This window comes from Romboutsia sp. (genome assembly GCF_051659545.1).
In the GTDB taxonomy this organism is placed as follows: Bacteria; Bacillota; Clostridia; order Peptostreptococcales; family Peptostreptococcaceae; genus JBOFOR01.
The window spans coordinates 1-11,577 of sequence record NZ_JBOFOR010000002.1; the positions used below are offsets into that span (position 1 = coordinate 1).

Below are 11,577 nucleotides of genomic sequence, written 5' to 3' on the forward strand. Positions count from 1 at the left end.
AAATACTGAAGTACATTTGGACTTAAGAATGCAGGTAGTGTTGGTCCTAGATATATTCCTTTTATACCTAATGATAAAAGCGCTAATAAATCTGCAACTGCTTTTTGCTCATACCAAGATAATATTATAGATAGTGGTAAACTATTTACATTTGTATCAAATGCATCTGCTAGTGCTAAAGCTATTCTTACAGCTGAATATGCATCATTACACTGTCCTACATCTAAAAGTCTTGGAAGTCCTGCTACTTCACCAAACTCTAATTTATTGAATCTATATTTACCACATGCTAATGTAAGTATTATACAATCATTTGGAACTTGTGTTGCAAACTCTGTATAATAGTTTCTTCCAGCTCTTGCTCCATCACACCCTCCTATTAAGAAGAAATGTCTTAACTTGCCAGATTTAACTGCATCTATTATAGCTGCTGCATTGCTTAAAGTAGCATTATGCCCAAATCCTACTAATATTTCTTTTGGTTCTTGGTCTTCTTTAAATCCTCCAAGTTCCAAAGCCTTATTTATTATCTCACTGAAATTTTTTTCACCATTTTCACTTTTTCCTATATATTTAACTCCATCCCATCCAACTACACTAGTTGTAAATATTCTATCCTTATATGAATCTCTAGGCTTCATTAAGCAGTTTGTAGTCATTAAGATACATCCTGGTATATTATCAAATTCTTTTTGTTGATCCTGCCAAGCTCCACCAAAATTTCCTACTAAATGAGGATACTTATTTAGCTCTGGATAACCATGAGAAGGAATCATTTCTCCATGAGTATATATATTTATTCCCTTTCCTTTTGTTTGTTTTAAAAGCATTTCTAAGTCTTTTAGATCATGACCTGAAACTATTATAAACGGACCCTTTTTAACGTTAATATTTACTTTATGAGGTGATGGATTTTTATATATAGTAGTATTTGCTTCATCTAGTTTTTGCATAATAGCAACACTAATATCACCTGTTTTTATAGTCCATGTTATTAAATCTTCTACAGTTAATTTATCATCACAAGTTGCAGCTAATGCTCTAAAATAAAATTCATCAACTTGGTCATTGTAATATCCTAACTCTCTAGCTTGATGGCCATATGCTGATATGCCCTTTAGTCCATATATGATAGTTTGTCTTAAAGAACGTATATCTGCGTCTAAATCTTGGTCATACATTATACCTGCACATTTAGCATCAATCAACATTTTGTCTCTAGTATCACTTAAATTATATGTAGCTTGTTCACAACAGTTTTCACAATTAGATACTTTACTTCTTAAACTTTGCTTTATTTTTTGTGACTCTCTTAGCATTTTTTCATGAACATCACCATCGAAGTTAACATTTGTAAGTGTTGTAAACAATGTATTTTCAACAAAACTAACGATATATTTATCTATTTTATCGCCTTTTTTATTAATTCATTTACATAACAGCTTATCCCTTTTATTTGATATATAAGTAAGTCTTGAAGAGCTGCTATTTCAGGTGTCTTTCCACATACACCTACTTTAGTACAGCCTTTTCCACCAGCTGTCTGTTCGCACTGATAACAAAACATTGGATAATCCATATAACCGCACTCCTTTTATATAATATGGTCTTATATTTACCATATTCGATTTATTCATGTATATAGATTATAGGTCTTCTTCTTTTAAGTTTTTTATTAGTATTCTTTGACCTGATGTCCGTTTTAAAACTCTGTTATTTCTTTACCACTTAACCTAGCATGAACTTGACAAAAACCGTCAATATGCGAATTGCTGGAGGTCCTAGTCAAGTCATTACAATGACTTGACTTCCTATCAAAATAAAAAAGGCTATTATTTAACAATCAAGTAAATAATAACCTTTTAATTCTAATATTTTATTAAGCCTTAACTTTTACATCCTCTTTACCTAATAAGTAAGCTCCAAGTCCCATTACTAAAGCTCCGCCTACAATATTTCCTATAGTGACTACCACTAAATTATATACAGCACCTGCTAAAGTAGCACCTTGAATAGCATTTGATAATAATGCAACTGCAAATACTGTCATATTTGCTATACTATGTTCAAACCCACTAGTTATAAAAGCAAATTAATATTTTATCCCACTCCAATAAATGTTTTCATTTATTTTTACAATGTCATCTAGATTTACACCTTCTAAAGCCCATTTTTTAAATTCCATAAATCCAGTTCTATCAACGATGTATCCTATATGTTCTTTAGGTAGACTTCTATCTATATATTGTTCAACATATTTATAAGTATTAAGTATAATCTTTATAATAGATTCTTCATCTGCCCATATTAAAAAGTCCTCTGCCAGTCTTGGATTTTTCTTTCCTGTTCTACCCATAATTGCAAGTCTATAATATTTTCTAGAATCTCTAGTCCATGCAGATGTTGGACAGTTTAATGTACATTCTCCACAACCTATGCATTTATCATGGTCCCTAACTATTTTGTAGTTTTCCATTTTAAGTGCTTTTGTAGAAAGTTTTTCACATTTTTTTACACATGCACCACAGGAGATACATCTTTCCTTTTCATATAAGGGAAGTGTCATACCTATTATTCCAAAGTCATGTGTTCTTGCTTTTATACAGTCATTTGGACATCCTGTTAAGGCTATTTTAAAATGTAAGTCATTTGGATAAATTGCATCTTCAATTTTTCTTGCGAATTCTGTTGTATGATATTGTGCTTTAGGGCAAACTTTATTTCCTATACACGCTGCTACATTTCTAGTTCCTGCTGATGGATATCCTTTATCTTTTTCTGTTTGATTAATATTCATTTTCTCTATTACTGGCTGTATTAATTTATTTACTTCTTCCATATCTTCCATTTTTATTCCAAGTATTTCAAATCCTTGTCTTGTAGTCATGTGTATTTCGCCATTGCCATACTCTGTTGCTATTTTTGATACTATCATTAAACTTTCAGGATCTGCACAACCACCTGGTATTCTCACTCTAAGAGAAGTTTCATATTTTGTTTTAGTTACTCTATAAGCATTTTTCATTATCTTTTTTGTATTTAAATCTCTTATCATAATCCTACCCCCTAATCTATTAAATTCTTTGCATAAGAATAATCAAACACTGGTCCATCTATACATATATAAGTATCATCCATCTTACAATGACCACATTTACCTACTCCACAACACATTTTTCTTTCATAAGATACCCAAATATTTTGTTCAGCTAAATCTCTTTTTAAGAACTCTCCTACCGTAAACTTCATCATCATAGGTGGTCCTACTACGATAGCTGACATGTTGTTTATATCATCTATTTTTAAATCTGGGATATATTTTGTAACTAAACCTATATTTCCATCATAATCCTCACTAGCACTATCAACAGTTACTAATATATCTAGTTTTTCACTCCATCTTTTTATATCATCTTTAAATAAAATATCTTGAGGACTTTTAAAGCCTACTATTAATTTAAAGCTTTTACATTTATTTGGATTATTGTAAAAATGTTCTACTATACCTCTTACAGGTGCTAATCCACTTCCTCCTGCAACAACTACAACTTCTCTATTTTCGTATAAATTCACATCAAAACCATTTCCATAAGGCCCTCTTATGAAGAATTTATCTCCTACATTATAGTCGAATAACTCACTAGTTACCTTACCTACATTCCTTATCGTAAAATCTACATAATCATCCCCATATCCTGATACAGATATTGGACTTTCACCGTATTTAGGTATTGAAATCTCATAGAACTTTCCAGGTAGTACACCTTCTGTACTGCATGATACTCTAAATGTCCACTCTATTTCAGTATGCTTAACTATATCTATAATTTCTGAACTACATGGTATATATGGATTCATTTACTTTACCCCCTCATTTGTATCCGCTATATTTTTTACTTTTTCTATACACTTAGAAAAAGATATGTATTGTGGACATGCATCATCACATCTACCGCAGCCTACACACATTTGGTATCCAAATCTTTTATCAAAATCGTATATCTTGTGCATTGTTTTAAATCTCATTCTTTCACCTTGTTTTTTTCTAAAAGAGTGTCCTCCTGCCATATCTGTATACCCATCTACCTGACAAGATGCCCATACTCTTCTTCTTTCTCCTACATTCTCATTTTCTTTGTAGTATATATCTTGCATAGTAAAACAAGTACATGTTGGACAGACAAAGTTACATCTACCGCAAGCTATACATCTAGTATCATATTCATCCCACATTGAGTGCTTTAATAGTTCTACCGGGTTTATATTTTGAGGTAATTCTATTTTGATAAGGTTTTCTTTTACATGATCAACTTCAAATTCACTTTCTTCACCTTTGAATATATTTAACTCCTCATCTTTTAGATCTAAATAAATATCATCACCATCTATATTTAATCCCATTGAGTAGTTATCAGTTTTATTAGAATCCATGCTTACACAAAAACAATTTCTAAAACTTTTACTACATCCAATTAGAACAAACTTTACTTTTTCTCTTAATCTTTCATAGAAATAATCTTTTTCTATTCCGTTTTTAAGATATATTTCATCTAACCTTTTTACTCCATTTATATCACAAGCTCTTAAAAATATTAGTAACTTTTTATTATCTAAGTCACTAGTCTTATATTCTTTTTCTGTAAAATAAAATAAGGTCTGAGTTATTGGAAGTATAACTTCTTTAGGTGAGAAGTTTGATTTTTTATTAAATTCTATTTCTTCTATTTTGCTTATTTCCTCATATTTAGTTAAATCTGTATCGGAATATACACCTTTAAAAGGGATAGTTACTGGTGCTAATATTTTGTATTCTTTTTTTAATAAACTAAGCCCATCATTAAAGCTGTTTTTACTTAATTTTATTTTCATATATTTTCCTCCCAAACTTTGTTAATTAAATAATAATATATAATATCTTTTTTAGCCGTGATATATCTCACACATTTTTAATTATGTTTAAAATACTTGGATAATCCATCTTTTTTTATATATATTTTTTTATTTTCAATTTTAACCAATTCACTTTCTTGAAGTTGCTTCATGGCTCTTGATAAACTTTCCCTTTTGCAACCTAACATATCTGCAATATATGTAATATTAATATTAGCATTTATATAGGTCCATTCTCCTTGTTCTATACCAAACTCCTTTCCCATTCTGTAAAGTTTTGCTGCTAGTTTTTTGTCTATTCTTATAGATATAGAGTTTTTAAGTTGCCTATATAATCTTCTATTTAAATTTTGTGTATGTGATAATACGTTTTTAGTTAATATAAAATCTTCTTCCATAATTTTGATAAATTGTGCTGAAGAACATTGTAATATAGTTGAATTCTCGAAAATTTCACATCCAAATGATGTATTTTTCTTATCATGAAGCAAAACTTCATTAATCATATCTCCATCTTTTAAAATAAATATTATTTTTCTTTCTCCATTTTCATTTATCTTATATACAGATACCTTTCCTTTTTTTAAAAAGTAAATACAATTAATAAATTCTTTTTCTTCAAATAATATATTTTTCTTCTTTAAATTTATAACTGACATGACTTCTTGTAACTCTTTTTTACTTTTTTCTTTTATATTCTCAAACACACATATATTATCTATTTTCATAATTTTTATGTGTACTTAAATATAGTACACAACCTCCTTCTAATAATAATTATTATTTATATTATACTACCTAAACTATATACCTTTACAAAAAATAAAGAGAAAAAGATAAGTTATAAAACGACTTATCTATTTCTCTTCATAATTTTTTTGAATTTTTACATTTCTAAAAACATTTTTAAATCATCTTCAACATTAGTTATTCCGCCTATACCAAAGTTTTCAACTAATACATTAGCTACATTTGGTGATAAGAATGCTGGTAGAGTTGGTCCTAAGTGAATATTTTTAACACCTAAGTGAAGAAGTGCTAATAATACTATTACAGCTTTTTGCTCATACCATGCTATATTATAAGCTATTGGTAATTCATTTATATCATTAAGTTCAAATACTTCCTTTAATTTAAGTGCTATAAGTGCTAATGAATATGAATCATTACATTGACCTGCATCTAATACTCTAGGTATTCCACCTATATCCCCTAAATCTAATTTATTGTATTTGTATTTAGCACAACCTGCTGTTAATATTACTGTATCTTTTGGTAAAGCCTTTGCGAAATCAGTATAATAATCTCTAGATTTAGCTCTTCCGTCACATCCTGCCATAACAAAGAATTTCTTTATAGCACCAGATTTAACAGCATCAACTACTGCATCTGCAAGTGCAAATACTTGATTATGTGCAAATCCTCCAACTATTTCTCCAGTTTCTATTTCTGTAGGAGGTTGGCAGTTTTTAGCCATTTCTATTATTTGAGAGAAATCTTTATTGTCTTCGCTTTCACCTTTTATATGCTTAACTCCAACAAATCCTGCTGCACCAGTTGTAAATATTCTATCTTTGTAGCTATCTTTTGGTGGTACTATACAGTTTGTAGTCATTAGTATTGGTCCATTGAAACTTTCGAACTCTTCTTTTTGTTTCCACCATGCATTTCCGTAGTTTCCTGCAAAGTGAGAATACTTTTTAAATGCTGGATAGTAGTGAGCTGGTAACATCTCTGAGTGAGTATATATGTCTACTCCACTACCTTCTGTTTGTTTTAATAATAATTCTAAATCTTTTAAATCATGTCCTGATACAAGTATTCCTAGATTATTTCTTACACCTATATTTACTTTAGTGATTTCTGGATGTCCGTAAGTTCCTGTATTTGCACTATCTAATAATGCCATACCGTCTACCCCAAATTTACCAGTTTCAAGAGTTAAACCTATTAGTTCATCTATAGTTAAATTGTCATCTAAAGTTTTTGATAAAGCACTTTGCATAAATGCATTTACTTCTTCATTATCGTATCCTAAAGCATTAGCATGTTTCACATATGCAGATAGTCCTTTAAGTCCATATATTATAAGTTCTCTTAAACTTCTTACATCTTCATCTTTAGTAGCAAGAACTCCAACTTTAGTAGATTTCTCATCTAGTATTTTATCTATATCAACAGATTCTTTTCCACTTCCAAGTATAGCATCTTTTATTTTGCTTAATACATTTACCTTCTCATCCATTTCAGCATTTGAATTTGCATTCCATAATGCTGCTTGAGATAAGTTTTCTTTGTTAGCTAATTTAGCTAATAAAGATTCTTTAACGTCTAAAGTTTCCTTAACTCTTGCATAAAATACTGCATCATCAAAGTTAGCATTAGTTATTGTAGTAAATAAGTTTATAGTTATTAAATGATTTATTTCTGGATCTATTAAATTTCCTTCTGCTCTAAGTTTAGTAGTTACTTCTGATAAACCTTTTGTTACATATACTAATAAATCTTGCATTCTTGCTAATTCTGGTGACTTACCACATACTCCAAATTTAGTACAACCACTACATCCTGCAGTTTCTTGACATTGATAACAAAACATTGAATTTTCCATATCATTCTCTCCTATTAAATGTGTATTTTTTATACCCTTTTTATGTGAGTATATTTAATTAATTTTATATTTTTTATTGATTAATATAATTATAGTATATAGTGATTTCTAATAAATATCTGTAACATTTGTTACAGAAAATAAATTAAACAATATTTTTATTTTACTTAAAATATGATTTATTTGGTGATATATTATAAATACAAAAACTTAGTTAATTCATATTAAAAGACATACTTTAATAGTAATTTTTCACTATTAAAGTATGTCTAATTAATTTATTTTTAAAAATATGTTAATAACTGCTCTGGAATCATGGAATACTAATATATGCATGAAATGGCTTGGCTTGCTAACTATTTCCACGTAATTTGTGGAGTTTTTCTAGGTACAGTTCTTTGATACTTAACATTTGGATAGCCTATTACCATACATGTAATTATTTCTTCTCCATCCTTTAATCCTAACAGTTCTCTCATTTTATGATTACCTTGAGATGCCCTTACTAAAAATCCACTATAAAAAGTTCCTAAACCAAGTGCGTTAGTCATCAGTTCCATATTAGTAGATGCTAATCCTCCATTTATAGGAGTCTTTGATACTACTAGTATCATGGCTGGTGCATTGAAGAATATTCTATCTTCTGCATCTTTATTATTTTTATATGCATCATACATTGAAACCCACATTCTGGCATATCTTTCAAATGGCTTTGTTTGTTCATTTAAGTTGTTTAAAATATTTTGACCCATATTGTTTAGACTTTCTAATACCATTTCCCTTAATTCTTCTTTTTGTTCTTTTACTACTATGTAAGATACATCCTGGCTATTAGTTGATGTTTGAGTAAATCTGCCTGCTTCAATTATTTTTTCTATCTTATCATTTTCAATATCTATATTTTTAAAGTTTCTTACTGATCTTCTAAATTTTATAAAGTTTAGTAAATTTTCTGGATTTACTTCAAAGTTTTCTCTATCATATTCTTTTACTTCGTCCATATCATATTCATCTGTAGTTACTGCATTAACTGGACATATAGCTATACAATGACCACACTTCATACATCTACCATTGTCTACCTCTGCTTTACCCTCTACAAGTTTTATACACTTTACTGGACAATCTTTAATACATAGTCCACATGCAATACATTTTTCACGATTTACATTCATCATAATTTTAAGTGCTCCTTTTCTATATTTGTATCTAATTTTATCCTATATCATAAATATTGTATTCATTTAAGTATTTTTTAGTAAAGGAATTCATAGATGATTTTTATTATCTAATACTAATTATAACCTAATTCTATAGTAAAATTAATAACTAATTCAATATAATTTTTATACTCTCTAATTAGCATAAACTTAACAAAATTCATCTAATTGTAATAGTTTGGATTACTTTTTCATAATTACCGCATTGAGCTATTTCTAAAATACTACTAGCATTTAACTAAGGGTATAGCAATATATTCCGATAATTAAAGTATAAAACTTTGAAAGGAGTGATTTATATGAAAATAGGAGGATTTACATCATTTTTTAATAATAATCTAGGATTTAAGCCAAATGGAATAAAAAGGTACTTGAAACCTACGGAAGACATATTAGATATTGAAAAAAAGATAGCTAGCGGAATCAAACCTGATGAGCTATCTAAGGAGGAATATATAAGATTAAATACTTTTGAAAAAGCAGAGTCCGCAGCTTTTTCTGCTGACGTAAATAAAGAAATGTCTTTAGCCGAAAAAATTGCTATAAAAATAGCAAAAGGGGAAAAACTTACACAAGAGGAAGAACGTTTAATAAGTGAAAGTTATCCAGATTTAAGAAGAGAAGCAGAGCAAGCTAATAAAGAAGCACAAGATATTAAAAAACAATTAAAACAAGCAAAAAATCCTAAAGAAAAACAACAAATTATTTCTACTGCAATTGGTAATATAGGAAGTATGCTTAGTAAAGGTTTAATTTCACCAATACAAGGAAAAATAAAATTAGCAGCTCTAGACAAAGTAGTCGAAGAATCTGAAAGTGAAAAGAAAATTTTAAATGAAGAATTAAAATATATGAAAATAAAAAAAGGTTCATTAATTGATAAAGAGGTATAAGAAGTTTGTGGTACTTAAAATACTAAGTTGCCGTCTAGATTTTAGACGGTGTCTTTTTCTCATGGAGGGCAAGTATTGTATGAACAAAAAAATAAATACAATGATTCTATCCCTAGTAGTATCATCACTACTAATAACAGGATGTTACACATCAAAAGAACCCATTATCAAAACCCTAGCACCATATGAAGTAACACAAAATACAACCTCAAACTATAATCAGCAAACAATCGACTTCAACTTAGGAAAAGATACAGTACCAATACCAGGAGATAGAAAAGTAAAATTTGACTTAAGATGAATAATCTCAGTACCTACTGATACTAAACCTAAAAAACTAAAACCAGTAATAATCCTACATGGATGCCATGACAACGATAACAAAAAAAGATATGACACTGGATTTATATACCTAACAAAATATCTAGCAAAAAATGGATATCTAGCCCTAAGCATAGACGTAAATGCAACCTACGACTGGAAACAAGGAGACAACAACGAATATGTAGCTATTCCAAAAGTCTTATACAAACACCTAGAAAAACTACAACAAGCAAACCAAGGGCAAAATATCTTTAATATTGATCTAACAAATAAAATAGACCTAAATGAAATAACACTAATTGGCCACTCAACAGCTGGAGAAATAGTATTTGATATAGCTAGTGATAAAGAAAAACTTTAAAAAAATAGTTACAATATAAAAAATATCCTATCACTAGCTCCAACACAAAACACTATAGATACATCTTGTGATACAGATGTAGAGAATATTTCCATGCTAATAGGAAGATTAGACGGGGATGTAGTAGATTTTGCAGGACTAGGAATATATGAAAAGCTAAGACTTTTAGATAAACAAAAGCTGCTCTCAGCAGTACTACTAGAAAATGCTAATCATAACTACTTTAACTCAGAAACGGAAAGAAACGATGCCTTGCTGTATCAATCATCTCTTGATGTGTCTAAACAACTAACTCGTACAGAGCAAGAAGATTTTGCAAAGAATTTTGTGGTTGATTTTTTAAACACAGTGTATAATAATCAAAAAAATACTATCTATAATACAGATCAAAGCTCTATATTAAAAATAAATAACAATAATGTTTATAACTACTTACAAACTACTCACTCAAAACCTTTAATAAACATAAATGACAAGGATAAATTTATACTAAAAGAGGCTCAAATTAAATCAATAAAAGAATCACTTAGTGCTCCGGATGATAGTGCGCCTGGTGTATATTTACCAAAATCAATAGATGGTACAATCGATTTGTTAAGTGTATCATGGAAGACTATTAATTCACAAATATCCTTTGATCCTAATATAACTGATTTTAGTTCATACAAAAATATTAATATGAATGTATTGATAGATGGTTCTAGTGAGTTAAATGAAGTTGGTAAATCTCAAGGGCTTACTATTGAATTAGTAGACAATAAAAATAGTGCTGTAAAGGTAATAGTACCCACAGACTCTAACCTAATCACTTATCCATTAGGTAAACTTGATTCACTTGATTTAGGAGATGGTAAAGTACTTAAGTATTGGAATACATTAACTCCAATTAGACAGGTTACAGTGCCATTAAGTATGTTTGAGGAAATCAATTTGAGTAATATCAAATCTGTAAATATAATATTTGACCAAAAATCTAGTGGTAATTTAGTATTTGAATCATTTAATATAGACTAAAGTAATATTTACATCTGCATTCCCTTTTAGTTGCACTTTTTATATGTCTTATTATTAGTTTATCTCTCAAGTTTTTTCCTATCCATCCTGTAAAAGCTTTTACAAATATTAATACGATTTTTTTCATATATATATATTCTAATAGAGTTTCTACATTCTTACACATAGTCTATCTATTGTATTTGTAGGAACTTTATTTATTTCATCGATAAATTTATTTATTGCTGTTTTTACTACAGCGATACTAGAAAAAAATCTGTTATT

At 28.9% G+C, this 11,577-nt stretch carries 13 protein-coding genes; 3 read left to right on the plus strand and 10 right to left on the minus strand.

All coding sequences use genetic code 11. The annotated features are described in order from the left end of the window. The 9 genes from hcp (ACRC03_RS00090) to ACRC03_RS00130 all read right to left on the minus strand — a co-directional run. Positions 1 to 1,370: hydroxylamine reductase (gene hcp / locus ACRC03_RS00090; RefSeq protein WP_438650502.1), on the minus strand; the 1,370-nt coding region annotated here is incomplete at its 3' end. Between the two features lie 32 nt (positions 1,371 to 1,402). Continuing rightward, the gene (locus tag ACRC03_RS00095) at positions 1,403 to 1,579 is read right to left on the minus strand and encodes a hypothetical protein (protein ID WP_438650503.1); all 177 of its coding nucleotides are present in this window, start codon (positions 1,577 to 1,579) and stop codon (positions 1,403 to 1,405) included. 300 nt (positions 1,580 to 1,879) lie between these two features. Then, positions 1,880 to 2,083: a formate/nitrite transporter family protein gene (locus ACRC03_RS00100; protein WP_438650514.1), complete on the minus strand. Its 204-nt coding sequence runs from the start codon at positions 2,081 to 2,083 to the stop codon at positions 1,880 to 1,882. Positions 2,084 to 2,092: 9 nt separating this feature from the next. Continuing rightward, complete coding sequence (gene asrC / locus ACRC03_RS00105; protein WP_438650504.1) at positions 2,093 to 3,055, minus strand: sulfite reductase subunit C; 963 nt, start codon at positions 3,053 to 3,055, stop codon at positions 2,093 to 2,095. Between the two features lie 11 nt (positions 3,056 to 3,066). Next, the gene (gene asrB, locus ACRC03_RS00110) at positions 3,067 to 3,858 is read right to left on the minus strand and encodes an anaerobic sulfite reductase subunit AsrB (RefSeq protein WP_438650505.1); all 792 of its coding nucleotides are present in this window, start codon (positions 3,856 to 3,858) and stop codon (positions 3,067 to 3,069) included. Further along, positions 3,859 to 4,869: an anaerobic sulfite reductase subunit AsrA gene (gene asrA / locus ACRC03_RS00115; RefSeq protein WP_438650506.1), complete on the minus strand. Its 1,011-nt coding sequence runs from the start codon at positions 4,867 to 4,869 to the stop codon at positions 3,859 to 3,861. A 77-nt stretch (positions 4,870 to 4,946) separates the two neighbouring features. Then, positions 4,947 to 5,618, minus strand: a complete 672-nt coding sequence (locus ACRC03_RS00120; protein ID WP_438650507.1) for a Crp/Fnr family transcriptional regulator — start codon at positions 5,616 to 5,618, stop codon at positions 4,947 to 4,949. Positions 5,619 to 5,776: 158 nt separating this feature from the next. After that, on the minus strand, positions 5,777 to 7,501 hold the full coding sequence (gene hcp / locus ACRC03_RS00125; RefSeq protein ID WP_438650508.1) for a hydroxylamine reductase: 1,725 nt from the start codon (positions 7,499 to 7,501) through the stop codon (positions 5,777 to 5,779). A gap of 356 nt (positions 7,502 to 7,857) precedes the next feature. Continuing rightward, positions 7,858 to 8,679, minus strand: coding sequence for a nitroreductase family protein (locus ACRC03_RS00130; RefSeq protein WP_438650509.1), 822 nt, complete (start codon positions 8,677 to 8,679; stop codon positions 7,858 to 7,860). Between the two features lie 341 nt (positions 8,680 to 9,020). Between ACRC03_RS00130 and ACRC03_RS00135 the strand changes: the two genes are divergently transcribed. The 3 genes from ACRC03_RS00135 (at position 9,021) to ACRC03_RS00145 (ending at position 11,313) form a co-directional block, all read left to right on the plus strand. Then, on the plus strand, positions 9,021 to 9,614 hold the full coding sequence (locus ACRC03_RS00135) for a hypothetical protein (RefSeq protein ID WP_438650510.1): 594 nt from the start codon (positions 9,021 to 9,023) through the stop codon (positions 9,612 to 9,614). A gap of 79 nt (positions 9,615 to 9,693) precedes the next feature. Beyond that, complete coding sequence (locus ACRC03_RS00140; RefSeq protein ID WP_438650511.1) at positions 9,694 to 9,915, plus strand: hypothetical protein; 222 nt, start codon at positions 9,694 to 9,696, stop codon at positions 9,913 to 9,915. Between the two features lie 477 nt (positions 9,916 to 10,392). Beyond that, positions 10,393 to 11,313 (plus strand): hypothetical protein, encoded by a 921-nt coding sequence (locus ACRC03_RS00145; protein WP_438650512.1) that lies wholly within the window; start codon positions 10,393 to 10,395, stop codon positions 11,311 to 11,313. Here ACRC03_RS00145 and ACRC03_RS00150 read toward each other — a convergent pair. Further along, positions 11,300 to 11,440, minus strand: coding sequence for a hypothetical protein (locus ACRC03_RS00150; protein ID WP_438650513.1), 141 nt, complete (start codon positions 11,438 to 11,440; stop codon positions 11,300 to 11,302). The genes ACRC03_RS00145 and ACRC03_RS00150 overlap by 14 nt on opposite strands. Between the last annotated feature and the right edge of the window lie 137 nt (positions 11,441 to 11,577).

Excerpts from the sequence above, each read along its gene's own strand:
- ACRC03_RS00095 (WP_438650503.1), bottom strand. The coding sequence starts at position 1,579 with ATGGATTATCCAATGTTTTGTTATCAGTGCGAACAGACAGCTGGTGGA.
- asrC (WP_438650504.1), bottom strand. The coding sequence starts at position 3,055 with ATGATAAGAGATTTAAATACAAAAAAGATAATGAAAAATGCTTATAGA.
- asrB (WP_438650505.1), bottom strand. The coding sequence starts at position 3,858 with ATGAATCCATATATACCATGTAGTTCAGAAATTATAGATATAGTTAAG.
- asrA (WP_438650506.1), bottom strand. The coding sequence starts at position 4,869 with ATGAAAATAAAATTAAGTAAAAACAGCTTTAATGATGGGCTTAGTTTA.
- ACRC03_RS00120 (WP_438650507.1), bottom strand. The coding sequence starts at position 5,618 with ATGAAAATAGATAATATATGTGTGTTTGAGAATATAAAAGAAAAAAGT.
- hcp (WP_438650508.1), bottom strand. The coding sequence starts at position 7,501 with ATGGAAAATTCAATGTTTTGTTATCAATGTCAAGAAACTGCAGGATGT.
- ACRC03_RS00130 (WP_438650509.1), bottom strand. The coding sequence starts at position 8,679 with ATGATGAATGTAAATCGTGAAAAATGTATTGCATGTGGACTATGTATT.
- ACRC03_RS00135 (WP_438650510.1), top strand. The coding sequence starts at position 9,021 with ATGAAAATAGGAGGATTTACATCATTTTTTAATAATAATCTAGGATTT.
- ACRC03_RS00140 (WP_438650511.1), top strand. The coding sequence starts at position 9,694 with ATGAACAAAAAAATAAATACAATGATTCTATCCCTAGTAGTATCATCA.
- ACRC03_RS00145 (WP_438650512.1), top strand. The coding sequence starts at position 10,393 with ATGCTAATAGGAAGATTAGACGGGGATGTAGTAGATTTTGCAGGACTA.
- ACRC03_RS00150 (WP_438650513.1), bottom strand. The coding sequence starts at position 11,440 with ATGAAAAAAATCGTATTAATATTTGTAAAAGCTTTTACAGGATGGATA.